The organism is Bacillus sp. FSL R5-0576 (assembly GCF_038004765.1).
GTDB lineage: Bacteria > Bacillota > Bacilli > Bacillales > Bacillaceae > Bacillus > Bacillus subtilis.
Map to the genome: position 1 here is coordinate 2,548,276 of NZ_JBBORU010000001.1, position 19,155 is coordinate 2,567,430.

General features: G+C 44.1%; 23 protein-coding genes. 6 read left to right on the top strand and 17 right to left on the bottom strand.

Going from position 1 to position 19,155, the window contains the following annotated elements; genetic code table 11:
• Positions 1 to 57: 57 nt before the first annotated feature.
• The 4 genes from NX903_RS13135 to comN form a co-directional block, all read right to left on the bottom strand.
• A complete protein-coding gene (locus NX903_RS13135; protein ID WP_003229740.1) occupies positions 58 to 381 on the bottom strand; it encodes a LapA family protein in 324 nt (107 codons plus the stop codon).
• Positions 382 to 456: 75 nt separating this feature from the next.
• Entirely contained in the window at positions 457 to 954 is a 498-nt protein-coding gene (locus tag NX903_RS13140; protein ID WP_086344144.1) for a cation:proton antiporter regulatory subunit, read from the bottom strand.
• A 157-nt stretch (positions 955 to 1,111) separates the two neighbouring features.
• Complete coding sequence (gene secDF / locus NX903_RS13145; RefSeq protein WP_015714442.1) at positions 1,112 to 3,325, bottom strand: protein translocase subunit SecDF; 2,214 nt, start codon at positions 3,323 to 3,325, stop codon at positions 1,112 to 1,114.
• A 38-nt stretch (positions 3,326 to 3,363) separates the two neighbouring features.
• Positions 3,364 to 3,660: a post-transcriptional regulator ComN gene (comN, locus tag NX903_RS13150; protein ID WP_003229735.1), complete on the bottom strand. Its 297-nt coding sequence runs from the start codon at positions 3,658 to 3,660 to the stop codon at positions 3,364 to 3,366.
• A gap of 115 nt (positions 3,661 to 3,775) precedes the next feature.
• Between comN and spoVB the strand changes: the two genes are divergently transcribed.
• Positions 3,776 to 5,332, top strand: a complete 1,557-nt coding sequence (spoVB, locus tag NX903_RS13155) for a stage V sporulation protein B (protein WP_086344145.1) — start codon at positions 3,776 to 3,778, stop codon at positions 5,330 to 5,332.
• Positions 5,333 to 5,335: 3 nt separating this feature from the next.
• Here the strand turns inward: spoVB and NX903_RS13160 are convergent, their stop codons facing one another.
• Positions 5,336 to 5,992, bottom strand: coding sequence for a DUF421 domain-containing protein (locus NX903_RS13160; protein WP_086344146.1), 657 nt, complete (start codon positions 5,990 to 5,992; stop codon positions 5,336 to 5,338).
• A 197-nt stretch (positions 5,993 to 6,189) separates the two neighbouring features.
• Between NX903_RS13160 and NX903_RS13165 the strand changes: the two genes are divergently transcribed.
• Positions 6,190 to 6,579, top strand: a complete 390-nt coding sequence (locus tag NX903_RS13165; RefSeq protein WP_004398667.1) for a TIGR04086 family membrane protein — start codon at positions 6,190 to 6,192, stop codon at positions 6,577 to 6,579.
• A 214-nt stretch (positions 6,580 to 6,793) separates the two neighbouring features.
• On the opposite strand, the gene yajC is transcribed toward NX903_RS13165, so the two are convergent.
• The 9 genes from yajC to iolG all read right to left on the bottom strand — a co-directional run bounded on the left by yajC (position 6,794) and on the right by iolG (position 14,243).
• The gene (gene yajC, locus NX903_RS13170; RefSeq protein ID WP_004398708.1) at positions 6,794 to 7,060 is read right to left on the bottom strand and encodes a preprotein translocase subunit YajC; all 267 of its coding nucleotides are present in this window, start codon (positions 7,058 to 7,060) and stop codon (positions 6,794 to 6,796) included.
• Positions 7,061 to 7,097: 37 nt separating this feature from the next.
• Positions 7,098 to 8,243 carry a tRNA guanosine(34) transglycosylase Tgt gene (gene tgt, locus NX903_RS13175; protein ID WP_003229725.1) on the bottom strand — a complete coding sequence of 382 codons (1,146 nt, stop codon included), beginning with the start codon at positions 8,241 to 8,243 and terminating at the stop codon, positions 7,098 to 7,100.
• Positions 8,244 to 8,269: 26 nt separating this feature from the next.
• Positions 8,270 to 9,298: a tRNA preQ1(34) S-adenosylmethionine ribosyltransferase-isomerase QueA gene (gene queA, locus NX903_RS13180; protein ID WP_003229723.1), complete on the bottom strand. Its 1,029-nt coding sequence runs from the start codon at positions 9,296 to 9,298 to the stop codon at positions 8,270 to 8,272.
• Between the two features lie 29 nt (positions 9,299 to 9,327).
• A complete protein-coding gene (locus tag NX903_RS13185) occupies positions 9,328 to 9,528 on the bottom strand; it encodes a DUF2905 domain-containing protein (protein WP_003222669.1) in 201 nt (66 codons plus the stop codon).
• A complete protein-coding gene (gene ruvB, locus NX903_RS13190; RefSeq protein ID WP_003229718.1) occupies positions 9,521 to 10,525 on the bottom strand; it encodes a Holliday junction branch migration DNA helicase RuvB in 1,005 nt (334 codons plus the stop codon). The genes NX903_RS13185 and ruvB overlap by 8 nt, the downstream gene beginning before the upstream one ends.
• A gap of 10 nt (positions 10,526 to 10,535) precedes the next feature.
• Positions 10,536 to 11,141 (bottom strand): Holliday junction branch migration protein RuvA, encoded by a 606-nt coding sequence (gene ruvA, locus NX903_RS13195; protein ID WP_003229717.1) that lies wholly within the window; start codon positions 11,139 to 11,141, stop codon positions 10,536 to 10,538.
• Positions 11,142 to 11,279: 138 nt separating this feature from the next.
• Positions 11,280 to 11,792, bottom strand: coding sequence for a sporulation cell-cell signaling protein BofC (gene bofC, locus NX903_RS13200; protein ID WP_003229715.1), 513 nt, complete (start codon positions 11,790 to 11,792; stop codon positions 11,280 to 11,282).
• 47 nt (positions 11,793 to 11,839) lie between these two features.
• Entirely contained in the window at positions 11,840 to 13,147 is a 1,308-nt protein-coding gene (locus NX903_RS13205; protein ID WP_086344147.1) for an MFS transporter, read from the bottom strand.
• 70 nt (positions 13,148 to 13,217) lie between these two features.
• A complete protein-coding gene (gene iolG, locus NX903_RS13210) occupies positions 13,218 to 14,243 on the bottom strand; it encodes an inositol 2-dehydrogenase (RefSeq protein ID WP_086344148.1) in 1,026 nt (341 codons plus the stop codon).
• Between the two features lie 237 nt (positions 14,244 to 14,480).
• On the opposite strand from iolG, the gene NX903_RS13215 reads away from it, so the two are divergent.
• The gene (locus tag NX903_RS13215; RefSeq protein WP_038429400.1) at positions 14,481 to 15,128 is read left to right on the top strand and encodes a phosphotransferase; all 648 of its coding nucleotides are present in this window, start codon (positions 14,481 to 14,483) and stop codon (positions 15,126 to 15,128) included.
• Positions 15,129 to 15,173: 45 nt separating this feature from the next.
• Here NX903_RS13215 and NX903_RS13220 read toward each other — a convergent pair whose 3' ends face one another.
• Positions 15,174 to 15,296, bottom strand: a complete 123-nt coding sequence (locus NX903_RS13220) for a hypothetical protein (protein WP_124058787.1) — start codon at positions 15,294 to 15,296, stop codon at positions 15,174 to 15,176.
• 162 nt (positions 15,297 to 15,458) lie between these two features.
• Here NX903_RS13220 and NX903_RS13230 point away from each other — a divergent pair, with 162 nt between their 5' ends.
• The 3 genes from NX903_RS13230 (at position 15,459) to NX903_RS13240 (ending at position 17,592) form a co-directional block, all read left to right on the top strand.
• The gene (locus tag NX903_RS13230; protein WP_284690777.1) at positions 15,459 to 15,827 is read left to right on the top strand and encodes a DUF5412 family protein; all 369 of its coding nucleotides are present in this window, start codon (positions 15,459 to 15,461) and stop codon (positions 15,825 to 15,827) included.
• Positions 15,828 to 15,833: 6 nt separating this feature from the next.
• Positions 15,834 to 15,974: a hypothetical protein gene (locus NX903_RS13235; RefSeq protein WP_029727127.1), complete on the top strand. Its 141-nt coding sequence runs from the start codon at positions 15,834 to 15,836 to the stop codon at positions 15,972 to 15,974.
• Positions 15,975 to 16,137: 163 nt separating this feature from the next.
• Complete coding sequence (locus NX903_RS13240; protein WP_086344149.1) at positions 16,138 to 17,592, top strand: alanine/glycine:cation symporter family protein; 1,455 nt, start codon at positions 16,138 to 16,140, stop codon at positions 17,590 to 17,592.
• 39 nt (positions 17,593 to 17,631) lie between these two features.
• Here NX903_RS13240 and NX903_RS13245 read toward each other — a convergent pair whose 3' ends face one another.
• Positions 17,632 to 18,354, bottom strand: coding sequence for a YebC/PmpR family DNA-binding transcriptional regulator (locus NX903_RS13245; protein WP_041339264.1), 723 nt, complete (start codon positions 18,352 to 18,354; stop codon positions 17,632 to 17,634).
• Between the two features lie 102 nt (positions 18,355 to 18,456).
• Positions 18,457 to 19,053, bottom strand: coding sequence for a spore germination protein SgpA (gene sgpA, locus NX903_RS13250; RefSeq protein WP_003245996.1), 597 nt, complete (start codon positions 19,051 to 19,053; stop codon positions 18,457 to 18,459).
• Positions 19,054 to 19,155: the final 102 nt, after the last annotated feature.

The window sequence follows — 19,155 nt, forward strand, 5'->3', positions numbered from 1 at the left end:
CCTCAACCACCCTATTATACTAGAGCAGGCTGAGGGGTTTCAAATAATATTCGAAAACTAGTCTTTTTTCTCAATCATAGCTGATGCATCCTGTGTGTCAGTCTGATCAGCAAGATGAGTATCCTCTTGTTTATGTATTGCTGTTCTATTTTCTTTCCGCAAGGTTTTTATTTCCCGCTTCAATTTCATTACCTGAAAAATGCCGACAGAAAATACGATCAGCGCTCCCATTAAAACTGAGCCCAAAATAACAAGAATGAGCGGCCATTCTGATCTTCCAAACAGGTAATCAACTTCTACGGATCGAACATTAATGACTGCGAAAATAGCGACAATTAAGGTGAAAATAAGTGCGAAAATAATGGTCCATTGTTTATTCATTCTCTTTTCCCCCAAACTTCTTATTGAGGTAACTTTCCCCATCAAGACTGGTTTTAAACATGGCTTAACACTGGGTTAAGCTCCCTTTGTTGTTAATTTTTCCTGGATTAGCCTCTTCAGTCCGGTTCCCTCACCGGAAATCACAAGTGTATCGCCTTCGTCAATGACTGTTTCAGAGCTCGGATTCAGTTGTTTATCCTGATTCTTCTTAATAATTGCAATGACCGTCACATGATATTCCTGACCCACATTCAAATCACCAATCGTCTGATGAATGGCAGGCGCTCCCGCCTCTGCTTTACACCACTCTATAATCAAATCATCAAGGGCTGACTCGACCTGTTCTAATGCTTTCGGTTTATAGGCCATTCCGCCAAGAATTGCAGACATTTGCCTTGCTTCAGCGTCATCAAACTGCACGGAGGCAACACATTCCTCATGGTCGTTTTCGTCAAAATAGTAAAGCTCTCTCCGTCCGTCATGATGAATGATAATCGAAATTTTATCACGGTTTCTAGTAATCATTTCAACTTTTTGTCCTATGCCCGGCAGCTCTGATTCGCGAACCCTCATATATAAACCCTCCTACATATCTGAAAACCAGTCATAAACACTTTTAACACCATATATATGTTTAAATGTAAGCGTATGTCATTATAGCAAATGTCTATTTTAAGTTCAATGCAACTTCAAAAAACAGGCTGCCCTGCAGAGGACAGCCTGATATTTTTTATTGCGCCGAATCTTTTTTCAGTTCTCTTCCTTTCCATGCAAGCCAAATTTGTGCGGCAATGTATAGAGAAGAATAAACGCCTGTTAACAGCCCGACCAATAAAGCAATTGAGAAGTTAGTAATAGAAGATGCTCCAAAGATCAGCAATGTCACAACAACAATCACAACAGTTAATACAGTGTTAATTGAACGTGTAAAAGTTTGCTGCAGGCTCAGGTTTACAATATGGTTCAGATCGGCAAATGTTTTCGGCTTACGCTTTTTCATATGCTCGCGGACCCTGTCAAATGTAACGATTGTATCGTTAATGGAATACCCGATTATCGTCAAGATGGCCGCGATGAACGTAACATCTACCTCAAGCCTTGTAATACTGAAGAACGTGACGATAAAGAATGCGTCATATAGCAATGAGGCGATGGCAGCAATCGCCATTTTGTATTCGAATCGGATTGAAACGTAAATAATGATGCCAATAGAAGCTATAGCAACTGCGTACAGCGCATTTCTTGCCAGCTCCTTACCGACTGTCGGTGAAACTGTGCTGACATTTGGCTCAGACCCGTATTTGTCTTTAAAATACGTTTTTACTTTTGCTATGGTTTCTTTATCTGGCACCCCGACAAAACGGGCAACACCGATATTGCTCTTTTCGCCTGACAGAACGACAGTATCAGGGTCCATACCAAGAGATTCAAAGTCCTTTTCAACTTGCTCTGTCGTCAGCTTATGGTCGCTTTGTACTTCAATCCGTGCACCGCTTGCAAAGTCAATGCCAAGATTCAGCCTGAACACAAGCAGGATAATAATCCCGGCAACCGTGACTGCACTGGAGAAAATAAAGAAGTATTTGCGTTTGCTCGTGAAATCCCATTTTTGGAATGGCGTATGCGGCTCTGTATTTTCATCCGTATCCTGAATATCCATGATATGTTTCTTATTGACACCAAACCAGCCTTTTTTCCGATCAAGCCATCTGCTTTCCACAAGGAGAGCGAGGAGAAATCTCGATAAGAAAACGGCAGTGATAAAGCTTGTCAAAATCGATAGGATCAGCATTGTCGCAAACCCTTTAACAGAGCTTGTCCCAAAGATAAAGAGCACAACCGCTGCAATAATGGTTGTAATATTCGCATCAAAAATCGTCGCAAATGACCGTCTGTTTCCTGAACGGAAGGCAGAGCGGACTGACTTTCCTAGCTTGAGCTCTTCTTTAATCCGCTCATAGGTAATAATGTTGGCGTCAACAGCCATCCCGACACCTAAAATGAGAGCGGCAATTCCCGGAAGCGTGAGTACGGCATTCATCCAGTCAAAGATCTGGAGAGTAATGTAGATATAAACAGATAGCGTAATCACCGCGATTAACCCCGGCAGACGGTAATAGAAAAGCATAAATAAGAAAATAATTGCGATACCGACAATACCGGCAAACACCGTATCATGGAGAGCCTGCTGGCCGAATTGTGCGCCTACTGATGTCGAATATTTTTCAGTCAGTTTCACAGGAAGTGCACCTGCGTTTAAAATGCTGGCTAAATCTTTTGCTTCTTGAACCGTAAATTGCCCTTCAATTGTAACGTCAGTTGTGTTTAATTCCTGACTTACATTTGGGGCGGATACATATTTAGGGTGCTCTTTTTGAACCTCTTTTTTAAAGGAGTCCCCTTTTTCGTAATCCATCCAAATAACAAGCTGGTTGTTTGGCGCCATTTTCATGACCTTTTTGGTCACTTCGCCGAATTTATCAGCATCTTTCAGTTTAATGCTGACAATCGGTTCATTTGTTTTGGCGTCATACGTTTGTTTAGCTCCGTTTTCGACGAGGTCAGAGCCATTCAGCAATTCTTTGTCATTCGTATCTCTGAAAGAAAGCTGCGCTTCAGTCGCCAAAATTTCACGCGCTCTGTTTTGGTTTGTCACACCAGCGAGCTGAACGCGAATCCGGTTATTCCCTTCAATTTGGATGTTCGGTTCGCTGACACCGAGAACATTGGCCCGGCGGTTCAATGCCTCTACTGTGCTGACCAGAACATCTTTTGTGATTTTGTCACCTTTTTTTACAGGCTGTACATCATACAGCACCTCAAATCCGCCTTGCAAATCCAATCCTAACGTAATATTGTTAGCGGCAGGCTTCGTAAAGTAGCCCAAGCCCGTGCCGATCAATAGAACGAAAAGGAAAAACGCAATCAAGCGTCCTTTTTTCATTATGTATATCCTCCCTTAAACCTGTGCGAATCAACCTGCTATCTCAGCAGTTCTTCCAATGCTTCCTGGCCCTCTTCACTGCCCAGCCAATTAGACGTTTTAAATGACTCAACGGTTGCATAGTTCATAAATTCGCCAATTTTCACTGATAAAATATCACTCGCAAGTTCATAAATGTTCAGTTCCGTTTTCTTTTTCCACTTCTTATCTGTTAAGTATGACCACAAACTTTCGAGTTCAACATCATCATACCCGAGAATCTTAAACTCTTCCAGTTTGCTGTAAAGAAACGGCCTGACGTGGTCTTTATATAGATCGGCTGGATGCTTCTCCACGAATTCCACGCTCCTTTTTTATTGTTTTTCAAGAAGACTTGTCATGCTTGGACGATATATACGCATATCTTTATTGTATATGATTCCAGGTAGTTTGAGAAGGCAGGGGGTAAAAATGGCGAAACAGACGTTTTTAAAGGGCACTCTTATCCTTATCGCAGCAGGAATGGTTACAAGAATGCTCGGGTTTGTCAACCGGGTGGTTATCGCCCGTTTTATCGGTGAAGAAGGAGTCGGGCTTTACATGATGGCGGCGCCTACCTTCTTCTTGGCCACTACATTAACTCAATTCGGTCTGCCGGTCGCGATCAGCAAGCTAGTCGCTGAAGCCAGTGCGCGCGGAGATCATCAAAAAACGAAAAATATTTTAGTCATGTCTCTGACCATCACGGGAGTGCTCAGTCTCATCTTTACACCGCTGTTTCTGTTTTTCGCCCCGGTTATGGCTGAAACGATGCTGACAGATAAGCGAACACTGTATCCGCTCTTGGCCATTACGCCGGTTGTGCCGATTATTGCTATATCGAGTGTGCTGAGGGGATACTTTCAAGGAAAACAGAATATGAACCCGCTTGCTATGTCACAAGTCCTTGAACAGGTTGTCCGCATTTCACTCGTGGCTGTCTGCACAACGATTTTTCTCCCTTACGGAATTGAATATGCTGCAGCGGGGGCAATGCTATCCTCAGTGGCAGGGGAGCTGGCATCACTTCTTTATTTATTCGTTTGCTTTAAGTATAAAAAGACAATTAAAATCAGAAAGCATTTTTTCCAGTCAATTAAAAGCGGAAAACAAACCTTTACCCAATTAATGAGCGTGTCCCTTCCAACAACCGGGAGCCGCTTTATCGGAAACCTCTCTTGGTTTTTCGAGCCAATCGTCGTCGCTCAAAGCCTTGCCATCGCCGGTGTGGCAACAGTTGCCGCAACAAAGCAATACGGGGAACTGACCGGCTTTGCCATGACGCTGCTGACTCTGCCCAGCTTTATTACATATTCTTTGTCGACCGCGCTTGTTCCTGCGATCAGTGAAGGAATGGAGCAGAAAAAATTGCAGGTGGTGGAATACCGCTTGGAACAGGCGATGCGTCTCTGTCTGCTCAGCGGAGGCATTTCAGTTGTTATTTTATTTGTATTTGCGGATGAGCTGATGAGAGTGATGTACGGTTCCTCAGGCGCAGCTGTATTTATAAAAGTGATGGCCCCGTTTTTTCTGCTTTATTATTTCCAAGGCCCGCTTCAAGCTGTGCTGCAGGCGCTTAATTTGGCAGGAGCTGCGATGATGAACAGCTTAATCGGAGCGCTTGTCAAAACAGGCCTTATTTTTGTCCTTGCCACAAGGCCTTCTCTTGGCATTATGGGCGCGGCATTAGCCATTGTGACAGGCATGGTGCTCGTCACCCTATTGCACGCAGCAACCGTAAGCAAAGTGCTGCCGATCAGCATCAAAATCAAGGAGTACGCGCTCAGCTTCGCTGTTATTGTAATTTGCGGATTCATCAGCTCCGCCATCAAACAATATATAAGCTTTGGAGCATCTGAGGCTGTCAATCTAGCCGGATGGATTGCGGCGAGCGCCGCCATTTATATGATCCTCCTGCTCGTTTTCCGTTTAATTAAAAAAGATGAGCTTCGCCGCATTCCCATTATCGGACGGTTGATCATCCGATAATGGTCACGTGCGGTGCCCATCTTTTTCATCAATATATATTTCTCCGTCTGTAAACGAGCAAAATGAAATATCTGAAGGGTTGTTGTATCCGTGTTTTTGCAAATTTTCAAGCAGCCATTTTTTATCTTTACTGATTCTGGACAGGTTTTCTGTTTGAATGAAGCCATCTATAATGAGCGGCATTTCGAGCTGCCGATGCTCTCCGCTATTTTCTTTCTTTACAATAGTCAGTTTGCCCGACGGCTCTAAAATGGCAAATGATACGTCAGCTACTCTGTCGACGCTATTTTCTCTGAGCTGAACCATTAAATCATCAAAATTATAACGCTGTGATTTCATGGCTTCTTCGTCAATTTTTCCATATTTGATAATTATGGTCGGCTTACCGTCAAGAAGCTGGCGGACTTTTCGGTTTTTTAAAGAAAAGTATGCCAAAGTCACTTGAATGATCATTAATACAAGCATTGGCAAAATGGTATGAAATAGATGATCGTCTACGTTTTCTATGGCTAAAACGGCAATTTCAGCCATCATGATAAAGACAACGAGATCTAAAATACTAAGCTCTCCGATCTCCCGTTTGCCCATGAAACGAAAAATGACCAATATCACAAAATACAATACGACTGTGCGAAACGCAATAGTGAGAAGCTCTTCCATTATGCACCTCCAACTCATTATAGGTTGCAACAAAATGATCAATTTATGTAAGAAAAACCGATTGCATTTCACAAAGCTTTTACGTCTAATTCATGGGATAAGGGAATACATTTTTACAAAGACGAGCCATCAGCATGTCTGACGGTTTTGAACAAAAAGAACAGAAGCCTTTTAATACAGGCAGAGAGGAGACAATCATGGAGGAAACGAAACAAGTTGGAAAAGGCATTCTTTACGGCTTAATCGCCATATTTTCAGCCATGCTCCTGACAAGTTTAGCGGTTTCACTTTTATTGACCGCAACCTCGCTGGAAGAATCATCATTTAACTGGCTGATCACCGCTATCTCATTTCTCTCTTTATTTATTGGCGGATTCATTTCAGGCGGGAAAGGCAAGGAAAGAGGCTGGATGATTGGCGCATTGACCGCCTTAAGTTTTTCTCTGATTATCTTATTGTTTCAGTATTTAGGATTCGGAAAGACATTTACAGCAGAACAGCTGATCTTCCATCTGGGATTTTTAGGGGTGTGCATGCTGGGCGGGATTTTCGGCGTGAACATGAGGGGAAACAGGTCTTCCACATAAAAAAGAGCGGGCTCACCCGCTCTTTCAGCATGTCGACAAACCCTCGCATTCGTTGTCAGGCCTACGTTCCGGTACTCACGAATTTATACATTCGCTGCGCTCCGGTACTCGGCCTTCCTAGACTTCAAGGGTTTTCAATCTTGCTGAAAAGATGACAAAAAAGAGCGGGCTCACTCGCCCGCTCTTTTTTGTTTGCTATGTATAGCTCCTGCTGTTATTCAGCAGCAGAAACTTCTCTGATCGCGCGGCGGTCGAACGTAAGACGTGTGTTATCACCAGTCTTAATTACGACTTTGCTTTCGTCGATAGAGTCAACAGTACCGTGCAATCCCCCGATTGTCACTACTGAATCGCCTTTTTTCAGTTCCTCTTGCATTTGGCGTACAGCCTTTTGCTGCTTTTGCTGAGGACGAATCAGCAAGAAGTAAAGGACCGCAAACATTAAAATAATAGGAACCAATGTACCTAAAGTGCCAGTCATCATTTTCACCCCTTTCTGTAAGCCTGTTATGTTTTATTTAGAAGCTTTTCGCATTTGGCTTGTTATAGCCGTAACGCTCAAAGAACTCTTCTCTGAAATCACCCAGACGATCCTCGCGAATAGCCTGTCTTACCTGCTCCATTAAGTGTAACAGAAAATGAAGGTTATGGTAAGTTGTTAATCGAAGGCCGAATGTTTCATTGCAGCGAATCAAGTGCCTAATGTACGCGCGAGTATAGTTTTTACATGTATAGCAATCACACTCTTCATCAATCGGACGGAAGTCTCTTTCAAATTTCGCATTTTTCATATTGAGTCGTCCTTCAGCAGTAAACACTGTGCCGTTTCTTGCAATTCGAGTAGGCAGCACACAGTCAAACATGTCGACCCCGCGGATCGCTCCGTCGATCAGTGCGTCCGGAGAACCTACTCCCATCAGATATCTCGGTTTATCCTTCGGCAAGAGCGGTGTTGTAAATTCGAGTACACGATTCATGACATCCTTCGGTTCACCTACAGACAATCCGCCTATAGCATATCCCGGAAAATCAAGGGAAATCAAGTCCTTCGCACTTTGTGTCCGCAGATCTTCATATTCTCCGCCTTGTACAATACCAAACAGCCCTTGTTCATCCTGACGATTGTGGGCATTCAGGCAGCGTTCCGCCCAGCGGCTTGTCCGCTCAACTGACCGCTTCATGTAGTCGTACTCCGCCGGGTATGGCGGGCATTCGTCAAACGCCATCATAATATCAGAGCCGAGTGCGTTTTGGATCTCCATCGCTTTTTCCGGAGATAAAAACAGCTTGTCTCCATTTAGATGATTGCGGAAATGGACACCCTCTTCCTCTATATTACGAAACTTGCTTAAAGAAAAGACCTGAAAACCGCCTGAATCTGTTAAAATTGCGCGGTCCCAGTTCATAAATTTATGGAGCCCGCCCGCTTCTTTGACAATGTCTTGGCCCGGACGAAGCCATAGATGATAAGTGTTGCTCAAAATGATGCCTGCATCCATTGCTTTCAGCTCTTCAGGCGACATTGTTTTGACTGTCGCCAGTGTGCCGACCGGCATAAAAACCGGCGTTTCAAAGGAGCCGTGAGGCGTATGCACTTTGCCCAGCCGCGCTCCTGTTTGTTTGCATTCTTTTATAAATTCATAGCGTATTGGTTGTTCAGCCACTTTTGATGAGGCCTCCTGTTCTCAAATTATATAATCAGCATCGCGTCTCCGAAGCTGAAGAAACGGTATTCCTCTTCCACTGCATGGTTATAGGCACGCAGAATGTTTTCTCTTCCAGCAAGCGCGCTGACCAGCATAATCAATGACGATTTCGGCAAATGGAAGTTTGTAATCATTCCGTCAATGGCTTTAAATTCATAGCCCGGATAAATAAAAATAGATGTCCAGCCGCTTGATGCTTTAAATTGCCCGTCATGTTCCCCGGCAATCGTCTCAAGCGTGCGTGTCGAGGTCGTACCGACAGAAATGATCCGGCCGCCATTTTCTCTTACTTTGTTTAAGGCTGCAGCCGTTTCTTCTGACATTTGATAAAACTCTGCATGCATATTATGCTCTTCCACTTCATCGGCACTCACAGGGCGAAACGTTCCAAGGCCTACGTGCAGTGTGATGAACTCAATTTGCACGCCTTTGTCTTTCAGCTGCTGTAAGATTTCTTCCGTGAAGTGAAGGCCAGCTGTAGGCGCAGCAGCAGAGCCGATTTCTTTTGAATACACTGTCTGGTAGCGCTCTTTGTCATCAAGCTGTTCTTTGATATATGGAGGGAGCGGCATCTCTCCAAGGGATTCAAGCACCTCGTAGAAAATACCGTCATATTGAAATTCCATCTTTCTGCCGCCGTGCTCAAGCTCTTCCGTGCAGATTGCCTTCAATCTTCCGTCTCCAAATGTGACAACAGTTCCTTTTTTCACCCGTTTCGCCGGTTTGGCAAGTGTTTCCCATTTATCACCGGTTTCCTGTTTCAGCAAAAGAAGTTCCACTTTCGCGCCGGTATCCTCTTTTGTGCCGAATAACCGCGCAGGCAGTACCCGGGTATTGTTCAGGACAAGACAATCGCCTTCGTTAAAGAAGCTGATAATGTGTTTAAACGAGCTGTCAGTAAGCTCTCCTGTATGTTTATCGAGCACCATCAGCCTTGAAGCATCACGCTGCTCCAACGGTACTTGTGCAATTAAACGTTCTGGTAGTTCAAAATCAAATAAATCGACTTTCATGATGATTTCACCTTTATTCTAGTCTTTTGTTATTTCATTCTGCCAAAAAGATTGAGCAAAATTGATAATACCACACTTATAATAATACAAGTGACAACCGGGAAGAAAAACGTGACATTTCCTTTTTTTACAAAAATATCTCCCGGCATCTTGCCGACAAAATGCAAAACTGCTCCGATAATAAGCAAAACAGCACCAAGAATCATAATGATCTTAGGAAATTCAGTCATATCGGGGAGCCTCCATTTGGAAATGATGATAAACGGCCGGTGTCACGATCCTTCCACGCGGCGTTCTTTGTATAAATCCAATTTGCAGCAGATATGGTTCATATACGTCTTCAATCGTATGCGATTCCTCGCCGATGGTAGCTGAAATCGTATCAAGACCTACTGGGCCGCCGTTGAATTTTTCGATCATGCCCATCAGCAGCTTATGATCAATATGATCCAAACCGAGGCGGTCAACCTGAAGCCGCTCCAGCGCATTCTGAGAAATGTCTTCCGTAATCCTGCTGTCACCCAGCACTTGGGCGAAATCGCGCACCCTTCTCAGCAGGCGGTTCGCCACGCGGGGCGTCCCTCTCGATCTTCTTGCAATTTCAAGAGCCGACGGTTTATCAATCTCAACCTCGAATACATCAGCGGTTCTTGTGACAATATCCGCCAGTTCTTCTTGTGTATAGTACTCAAGGCGAGACATGACGCCGAATCTGTCTCTTAAAGGAGCCGTCAAAAGCCCCACCCTCGTCGTGGCTCCCACCAGCGTAAAAGGCGGAAGGTCGAGCCGAACCGAGCGGGCAGATGGGCCTTTGCCAATCACAATGTCCAGGCAAAAGTCTTCCATTGCAGGATAAAGCACCTCTTCGATCGATCTGTGCAGCCTATGTATTTCATCAATAAATAATACATCTCCCGGTTCCAGCGCCGTTAATATAGCAGCCAAATCACCAGGCCTTTCAATCGCAGGCCCTGATGTCGTCCGCAATTCCACTCCCATTTCATTAGCAACAATCGAAGCAAGCGTTGTTTTTCCGAGTCCGGGCGGCCCGTACAGAAGAACATGATCCAGCGTCTCCTGTCTCATTTTCGCCGCATCTATAAACACGCGCAAATTTTCTTTTACCTTATGCTGCCCGATATACTGTGCCAGATTTTGCGGCCTCAGGCTTTGCTCTATCACTGATTCATGGTTGTCTGCTTCACTTGAGACGAGCCGTTCATCCATGAACATCACCTTACTTTAATAGTTTTTGTAATGCTTTTTTCACATATTGGTCTGTTGTCAGCCCAATTTCTTCTTTAAGGTGAGGAAGCACCTTTTTGATTTCTTTTTCAGCATATCCGAGAACCCTGAGGGCTTCAAGTGCTTCTTCAAGAGCCGTTTCCGCTGTTTGCTTTTCAAGCCTTTCTTCATGATTAAACAGATTTTCAATCATTTCAGGCACAACATCTGCCAGCTTTCCTTTTAAATCTAGAATAATCTGGCGTGCGGTTTTCTTTCCTACTCCAGGAAACTTGACCAAAAAAGCTTCATCCTCATTTTCAATTGCTTGGATGACCGCTCCGGGATCACCCGAGCCCAAGATGGCAAGTGCTCCTTTCGGGCCAATTCCGGTCACGTTTAACAGCTTTGTAAAGAGCGCCTTCTCCTCTCTTGTTGAAAAACCGTAAAGCGAAAAAGCATCCTCTCTGATATGATGGTATGTAAAAATCGTTTCTTGGCTTCTCTCCTTATATATAAACGGATTCGGCGTGAAAATCTGATAGCCGATGCCGCCGTTCTCTATGACAATATATTGGGGAGATACATAATCAATCGTCCCTTTAACAAATTCAATCACGCAAATTCACCTCTTTGACTGTTCTTCATTGTACCATAAAAACAGCCAAAGTCTTATAGAAAAGTTAACATATGTTCGCTTCTCTCTCATTCTTTCACGAAAAAAAAGACATGAATACATGTCTTCAATCAGCGGACGTTACCCGCTGTATGTCTTCATATGTTCGATGACATCCTCAAACTCCGCTTTTGTCCGAAATGGAATGCCTTTCAGCAGATTTTTTTGCATATGGCTTTCCAGCCTTTCTAAATCAATTTGAAAAAAAGACTGAATTGGTTCGGAAGCTGGCTCAGGCCGCCCATGAAAAGTGGAAATCACTCCATTATCCGATACACCGATATACCCGTTGACCTTGCTGAGCGGAGAAATATCGTCCATTTGCTTCCGGAAGAGCACATATCCCTTTTTTTGTTCCACAAGCGTCCATCCGGCATAAGCTGCCCAAAAATCATCCATAGAAAACACTTTTTCATGCTTATGCTCAATGCTGACATCGCCGTCCAAATACACCTTTTCAAGCTGCACATGCACCTGCAGCGGCTCATAGTGCTCCACTTCCGCGCCAAGTGCGCGGGAAGGAGCTCCTATTAAAAATACTGCCGCTGAGCAAAGAATGCCCAGCAAAAGATACGCCGTGCTGAATCGTTTCACCCTCTACACCTCTTTGCACACGTTTATGATTAGTTTGACCAAAGAGGCTACTGCTTAACCGTTTTATCAAAATTTGTCTGCACATTTTCCCTGACAAACCGTTCCTCCGTATACACATCTGTGCTTTGCTCAGAAATTGTCAAGAATCGCGTCAGAAAGGCACTGAAAAAATACAATGCCGCAAAGATCCAAATTACGCCGCCTGCACCGAGCGGCCCAATGAAAAGACTCACGATGCCCGGCGCAATAAACGCACATAAACCAGATCCCAGATTCAACACTGACATGGCAGCGCCTTTATTATCAGGTGCAAGCGTCGGCAAAAGCGCGCTTAATGGAACGTAGCCTGCTAAAGCCGCACCGTAGCAGCAGGCGATAATCATGAGCACCCAATACTGATGCCCGATCAGCTGAGGCGTGTAATACAGCGCCAGCGTAAAAATACCGCATCCGACACCGCCAAACCACATGACCGTATTGCGCCAGCCAAGTTTATCTCCGACTGCACCGAAAATGATATTAAACACAATATTCACAAAAAACAGCGTCCCCCATATTTGCAGCCATTCCGAAACCGAATACCCGTATCGTGCTAAATAAGTAGGAAGAAAGATGGCAAATCCAAATTGTCCTATCGCATTAATCGTCTTGACCACTCCGCCGATGCCTACCTTAGGGTTTTCAAACATAATTGTAAATGCCTTCGACAATTCTTTCCATTTCGGCTGATCTTGTTTTTGTATCGGAGTAAATTTATCTTTGTTAAAAAATAAGGCAAGAATTCCGCCTGCCGCCACAAACAGTAAAGCGCTCCAAAGCGTATTGATTTCTCCAAAGGCCGGAACCGCATAGCTGGAATAGAACGGGCCGAGCACGTTAAGGCCGCACGTAAACATAAACCAAAACCATCCGACGGCTTTTCCGAGAATATTTTGAGAGGTGCTGTATGACACCCATACGAGAAAAGAGTATGCAAACAGCGGATATCCCAAGCCTCTAAGAGCATAGCTGCCCAAGAGAGCCGGATAATACATAAGAGGAATCGCCCAGCCGATAAAAGCGGCCGAACCGAGGATAAATGCAAGCAATCCGACAGTCATCGTTTTTCTCGGCCCCCAAGTTTGGACAAACGTTCCTGAAAGCCAAGCTGAGATGGTGACAGCAATGCCGTACATGGTAAATAACGATGCGGATTGCTGCATACTGAGACCATGATCAACGAGAAAAGGAGACAGCCAGCCTTGTTCGAGGCCGTCTCCAACCATAAAGATGACAACGCCAATATAACCCCAAACCATGTGAGAAGGAATTCCGATTTTGTTCAAAACATTTCCTTTAGCATGTACTGTATTCATTTTCTCCACCGCCTACTTAAAGTATCAATGGAGTATATACCCAAGCTTGCTGAATTGTAATCCTGTTAGATTAAAAAGCGATTTTTTCAGTGTGCTCAATGCTGACAGGCATGCCAAAAGCAAGCGATTGCTGTGCTGCTCTGGCGATCCTTCCGGCCTGTAAACCGTCATTACCGGTGCAGGGAGTCTCCTGGTTTGTGCCGATCGCTTCTGCAAAACGGAGAATCTCCTCCTCATATGAATCCTTATAGCGTTCAAGGAAAAAGAAATGCGGTTTATCCTTCATCACAAAATCAGCTGTTGACACCTCAACCGTTGTCGGCCTGCTATTGTCAGCCGCTGCAGAGCCTTTCGTCCCGAAAACCTCAACCCGCTGGTCATATCCGTACACAGCTTGGCGGCTGTTATCAATCACAGCCATGGCACCGTTTTCAAAAGTCAGTGTAATAACAGCTGTATCAATATCACCCAGCTCCGCAAAAGAAGGATTCACCAAAGCCGCCCCTTTGGCATACACTTCCGTCACTTCGCTCCCCAAAATATATCTGGCCATATCAAAATCATGGATCGACATATCCATAAACAACCCGCCTGACGTACGGACATAATCTATATTCGGGGGTTCTGGGTCCCGAGAAGTGATTTTTAATAAATGAGGCGTACCGATTTCACCATTTTCAACAATCGTTTTGATTTTCTTAAAATGAGGATCAAAGCGGCGGTTAAATCCGACTTGAAGTGTTACCCCGTGTTTCCGGACAGCCGCAAGCGCTTCACTCGTTTCGTCCAGAGAGAAACTAACGGGCTTCTCACAAAATATATGCTTTTTCGCCTCGGCTGCTTCTTTGATCATCTGTGCATGTACGGCTGTAGGAGAGCAAATAAAAATAGCATCAATATCAGGATCATGTAATAAATCACGATAATCAGAGGTTATGTATTCAATCTGATGACTGTCGGCCCAGCTTTTTATACGGCTTGCCTGAGTGTCAGAGACTGCTTTTATTTTCATGTGAGGAATCCGGCTTATATTTTGAACATGAAGTTTGCCGATGCGGCCTGCACCGATAATCCCTGTCACAATCTGTTTTGTCATGGCTTCTTCCCCCTTGATCATTCACGAAAGCGCTTTATTTAAAATTAATACTATCCCATTTGTAAGCGCTTTTCAAGAATGGAAATTAAACCTTCTATGTCTCTTTTATCACAATTCATGCTTATAAGTAGCCTTCTTCTTCAAGACCAGATACACTAGAATTAGGCTATTTTTCCTGAACAGTTTATGATTTTCCTATAAACAGCTGCATAAAATAGAGCAAAGAAGGTGAATGAAATGCTGACAAAAGCAGAGGCACTGGCCCATTCCGTCATATACCGCAAGAACAGCAGATTTGATAAAGTCAAAGAGAAATCCGAGGAATTAACACTAATCGGCAAGGGAAGAAGCGCCTATGTGTTTGCCTTAACAGAAGGCGGTCGAAAAATGGCGCTGAAAGTATTTTTTCCGGAATATCAAGCGACAGCAGTCAAAGAAGCAGCGATCTATGAAAAATTAGCCGGGTCCGCATTCTATCCTGACATTTACGAAACTGGCGATTCATTTATTCTCATGGAATATATTAAAGGTGAAACCTTTTATAACTGTCTGAAGAAAGGCATTGCGATCAGTGATGACATGATTCAGCAGGTTGAAGAAGCACTTTCTGACGCCCGGGCTGCCGGCCTGAACCCGTCAGATATCCATTTGCGGAATCTGATTCTGACAGAAACCGGAGCAGTGCGGGTGATTGATGTTGCGAGATTTGAACAGACAAAAACGTGCACGCAGTGGAATGATTTAAAATCAGCGTATCATGCACTCTACAAAAAACCGATATTCCCCAAAAAGATTCCGGGTTTTTGGCTGGAGATCATCGCATTTTTATATAAGAAAGATTGGTTTCAAAAGCATTTCGCACAGCGGAAAAGAAAATATTCTTAAATCAAAAAGGCAGCCGCACAAGCGGCTGCCTTTATCATGTATTTTTTACTTTCTGACGGCAGAAATCAGTTTCATTTGTTCAGGCGACAGCTTAATTCGATAGCTTCTCACAGTTAAGTAGACCGCTTCTGGGTCCTTCTCGCCGGAATGACAATACGTTTTTTCCATTTCTGTCTCCCCTCACCCTTTATTGGCTTTATTTCATCTTATCATTGCTTTATTGAGGTAATTTTAAAGAAATGTAAAGATTATATGAATCCGATATATAGTAAAATGAGAGAAAAAAAGGGAGAGAGTCACATTAAGACACGCAGCAACATCCCGCTTATTATGTTTGCCCTGCTGGTCTTCTTCGGCGGCGCCATCTATTGGATGTTATTTTCACTAAAAAACGTTCCGAAAGGAAATTTCGTCCAATCGGTTAAATCGCCGGACGGCAGCTATACGTTAAACACTTATGTATCCGAAAACACCTTGAGCTTAGATGCAGCCAGAGGTGAACTTGTAAATGAAAAAACACTTGTCAAGAGAACAATCTACTGGAATTACCCAGACAGCCGCCCAGCAGTGACGTGGATCAATCACAATACAGTGAAAATCGGCAATCAGACTTTACATCTTGATACTGATGAAACATATGATTGGCGAAAAGATGATCATTGGATCCGTGAAGAACCGCCGCAGGCGTCAGTGAGGTGATGAAACATGAATAAGATGAACGGAACAAATGATGACAAGCATTTCAATCATTTTGTGATTGCTTTATCCTTTATATACGGTTTGACTGAACTAGGCTATTTGTTGCTGAAGGATTTTATAACAATTGCCATAAGTTTGCCTCTGTAGAAAAACGCAGCGTAGTCGATACGCCGCGTTTTTTCTTTTTCCCTTCCTCTTCTTATTGATAATTACAGGTCATATAATGTGACAAATCGATTGTAGAAATAGTTCGATTAGACCAAAATCCTTTTTATACATGTATTCGAATTTGAAGTGAGGGGGAAGCTTGATGGCAGATTTTGTTGCTAGTTTGAATGCGGTCTTATGGAGTACGCCCGTCATTTATATTTTATTGGGAATTGGATTCGCCTTTTCAATTATGACCCGTTTTTTACAAGTCCGACATTTAAAAGAAATGATTGTTCAGATGTTCAAAGGCAAGAGCTCTGAAGCCGGCGTTTCATCTTTCCAAGCGTTATCGATTGCGCTGTCCGGCCGTGTGGGCACAGGAAACATCGCGGGAGTGGCGACAGCAATTGCATTCGGCGGACCCGGTGCGGTGTTCTGGATGTGGGCGATTGCCTTTATCGGGGCGGCGAGTGCCTTTGTAGAATCAACACTTGCTCAAATTTACAAAGTAAAACAAGACGGTCAATATCGGGGCGGCCCTGCTTATTATATAGAAAAAGGCTTAGGCATTAAGTGGTTTGCCGTCTTATTTGCCGCTGCTGCCCTTATTGCAATGGCCTTTCTAATGCCAGGCGTACAGTCCAACTCCATTGCGGCTGGGATCCAAAATGCATTCGGCATCTCTCCTTTCGTCACAGGGTGCGGTCTGGTTTTATTATTAGGGTTTATTATTTTTGGCGGCGTCAAACGAATTGCCAGTGCGGCGCAAATGATTGTTCCATTTATGGCCATTGGATATATCCTGCTGTCTTTGATTATTATTGTCATGAATGTGTCTGAATTACCTGCTGTGCTCTCATTAATATTCAAAAGCGCCTTTGCATTGGATTCCGCTTTTGGCGGCTTGATCGGCATGGCGATTTCCTGGGGCGTTAAACGTGGCATTTACTCAAACGAAGCCGGCCAGGGAACAGGCCCGCATCCGGCAGCCGCTGCAGAAGTTTCTCATCCGGTCAAGCAGGGACTGGTTCAGGCATTTTCTGTTTATATTGACACCTTGTTTGTATGTTCCGCTACAGCTTTCATGATCTTGTTTACCGGCATGTACAATACCCAGGCTGCAGATGGTTCCTTTATCGTTCACCAGCTTAAAGACGTAGAAGCAGGACCTGGTTTCACACAAGCGGCAATTGACAGTGTTCTTCCCGGATTCGGTGCAGGCTTTGTTGCCATCGCTTTATTCTTCTTCGCTTTTACAACAATTATGGCGTATTACTACATCGCAGAAACAAATATCGCCTATTTAGCACGAGGCAGAGAAAGCAAATGGGCAATGCTTGGCTTAAAACTGATTATTTTAGCCGCCACATTCTATGGTACTGTGAAAACAGCTTCACTTGCTTGGGCATTAGGGGATGCAGGGCTTGGCATTATGGTATGGCTGAACGTCATTGCCATTGTGCTGCTGGCCAAACCGGCGCTTCTTGCTTTAAAGGATTATGAGCGCCAAAAGAAGCAGGGCTTAGACCCGGTCTTTGATCCAAAAGCGCTGGGTATCAAAAACGCTGATTTCTGGGAGAAAGAATACACTCATGATAGTGAACGTGTCTCCTGAACTACTAAAACCGGCCCGATATGACATCGTGCCGGTTTTTTATGAGCGATAGTTTGTATACACTTCTTGAACATCATCGTCATCTTCAAGGATGTCTATTAATGTTTCCAGCTTCTCAACAGCCTGATCATCGGCATCTGCATAGGTATTGGGAAGCATGGTCACCTCCGCCGAAGAAATTGGATATTTCGATTCGAGGGCTGTTTTCACCTCTTCAAAATGCTCAGGCTCTGTGAAAACCTCATATAGGTCTTCTTCAATTCGCAGCTCTTCTCCTCCTGCTTCAAGCACATCAAGCATGAGCTCATCTTCTTCTATTTGCCGTTCAGTGCGGTCTATCGTAATGAAACCCTTCCGTTCAAATAAAAAGGCTACACATCCGCTTTCTCCCAGACTTCCGCCATTTTTATTAAAGGCTGTCCGCACATTTGACGCCGTTCGGTTTTTATTATCTGTTACGCATTCAACCATGACGGCAATCCCTGAAGGGCCGTAGCCTTCATAGGTGATTTCTTCATAACTGCTTCCATCTTGGCCTCCCGCAGCTTTTTTAATGGCCCGATCTATATTTTCATTCGGCATATTGGCGCCTTTTGCTTTTTCGATGACAAGACGCAATGCTGAATTTGCTTCTGGATCCGCTCCGCCTTCTTTCGCTGCCACATAGATTTCTTTTGCCAGCTTCATAAATATTTTGCCGCGCTTTGCATCCTGTGCATTTTTTCTTTTTTGAATGTTTTTCCACTTGGAATGGCCTGCCATGTTTTCACCTTCTTTTACATTTTCTATGTACACTTTAATGGGAATTGTTCGCTGATGCAAAGAAAAAGGCTGCCGAATATCACTTCCGGCAGCCCTTCCTTCCTAGCGGTTGTTCATTTTATGAAGTTTTCTGAACAGCCCTTTATCTGTTGATACTTGAACGTCACGGCCATTTGCATAGTTGCGCGCTGCTTTTACGACATTATCTCTGTCAGACTTTGTGAACTCTCTGTGGCTTTTGACTGCGATAACTACTCGGTCATCCGATACCATAACTTGTGTGTCATTGACGTTTTTCACTTGTTTCACACGGTTGGCAATTTTTGCAGCCAGTCTTCTGTTTTCTTGGTTGTCATACCCGTTGTTCGCTGCATTCCGATTCATGTTTCGGTTATTCGTGTTGTTATATGTTCCGTCAGTTGCCAAAGGAACACGATCGTCAGCAGTAACACGGTCACGGTTATTTACATTCGTGGTGTTTCGGTTACCGTCGTTCTGATCCTCCATTAATTCAGAAACAGGACCATCGTGGTCGATTCCGTCTCCCTGTCTATCGGCGTCATTTTCATTTGTATAATATCCGATTGGACGGGTATTGCCGTTATTGCGCGTATCATTCATAGCATTATCGTTTGCTCCGCATGCTGTTAAGCCGGCTGTCATTAGAATCAGGCTAGCGATCGTCATTTTTTTACCCAATGGAAAAACCCCCCGTGGACGAATTGAGCATGTTTGCTCGCTTTTATCATGTGCGTATGGGGGGCATGTTAAGCGTGTCAGTTCTCTCCATTTGGCAGTGAT

Coding starts and splice junctions, on each gene's coding strand:
- NX903_RS13185 (WP_003222669.1), bottom strand. CDS start 9,528: ATGACTGAATTTCCTAAGATCATTATGATTCTTGGTGCTGTTTTGCTT.
- secDF (WP_015714442.1), bottom strand. CDS start 3,325: ATGAAAAAAGGACGCTTGATTGCGTTTTTCCTTTTCGTTCTATTGATC.
- NX903_RS13220 (WP_124058787.1), bottom strand. CDS start 15,296: ATGGAAAAAACGTATTGTCATTCCGGCGAGAAGGACCCAGAAGCGGTC.
- NX903_RS13215 (WP_038429400.1), top strand. CDS start 14,481: ATGCTGACAAAAGCAGAGGCACTGGCCCATTCCGTCATATACCGCAAG.
- NX903_RS13230 (WP_284690777.1), top strand. CDS start 15,459: ATGTTTGCCCTGCTGGTCTTCTTCGGCGGCGCCATCTATTGGATGTTA.
- NX903_RS13160 (WP_086344146.1), bottom strand. CDS start 5,992: ATGGAAGAGCTTCTCACTATTGCGTTTCGCACAGTCGTATTGTATTTT.
- NX903_RS13135 (WP_003229740.1), bottom strand. CDS start 381: ATGAATAAACAATGGACCATTATTTTCGCACTTATTTTCACCTTAATT.
- NX903_RS13245 (WP_041339264.1), bottom strand. CDS start 18,354: ATGGCAGGCCATTCCAAGTGGAAAAACATTCAAAAAAGAAAAAATGCA.
- spoVB (WP_086344145.1), top strand. CDS start 3,776: ATGGCGAAACAGACGTTTTTAAAGGGCACTCTTATCCTTATCGCAGCA.
- queA (WP_003229723.1), bottom strand. CDS start 9,298: ATGAAAGTCGATTTATTTGATTTTGAACTACCAGAACGTTTAATTGCA.
- NX903_RS13205 (WP_086344147.1), bottom strand. CDS start 13,147: ATGAATACAGTACATGCTAAAGGAAATGTTTTGAACAAAATCGGAATT.
- ruvB (WP_003229718.1), bottom strand. CDS start 10,525: ATGGATGAACGGCTCGTCTCAAGTGAAGCAGACAACCATGAATCAGTG.
- NX903_RS13235 (WP_029727127.1), top strand. CDS start 15,834: ATGAATAAGATGAACGGAACAAATGATGACAAGCATTTCAATCATTTT.
- NX903_RS13240 (WP_086344149.1), top strand. CDS start 16,138: ATGGCAGATTTTGTTGCTAGTTTGAATGCGGTCTTATGGAGTACGCCC.
- yajC (WP_004398708.1), bottom strand. CDS start 7,060: ATGACTGGCACTTTAGGTACATTGGTTCCTATTATTTTAATGTTTGCG.
- NX903_RS13140 (WP_086344144.1), bottom strand. CDS start 954: ATGAGGGTTCGCGAATCAGAGCTGCCGGGCATAGGACAAAAAGTTGAA.
- iolG (WP_086344148.1), bottom strand. CDS start 14,243: ATGACAAAACAGATTGTGACAGGGATTATCGGTGCAGGCCGCATCGGC.
- NX903_RS13165 (WP_004398667.1), top strand. CDS start 6,190: ATGGAGGAAACGAAACAAGTTGGAAAAGGCATTCTTTACGGCTTAATC.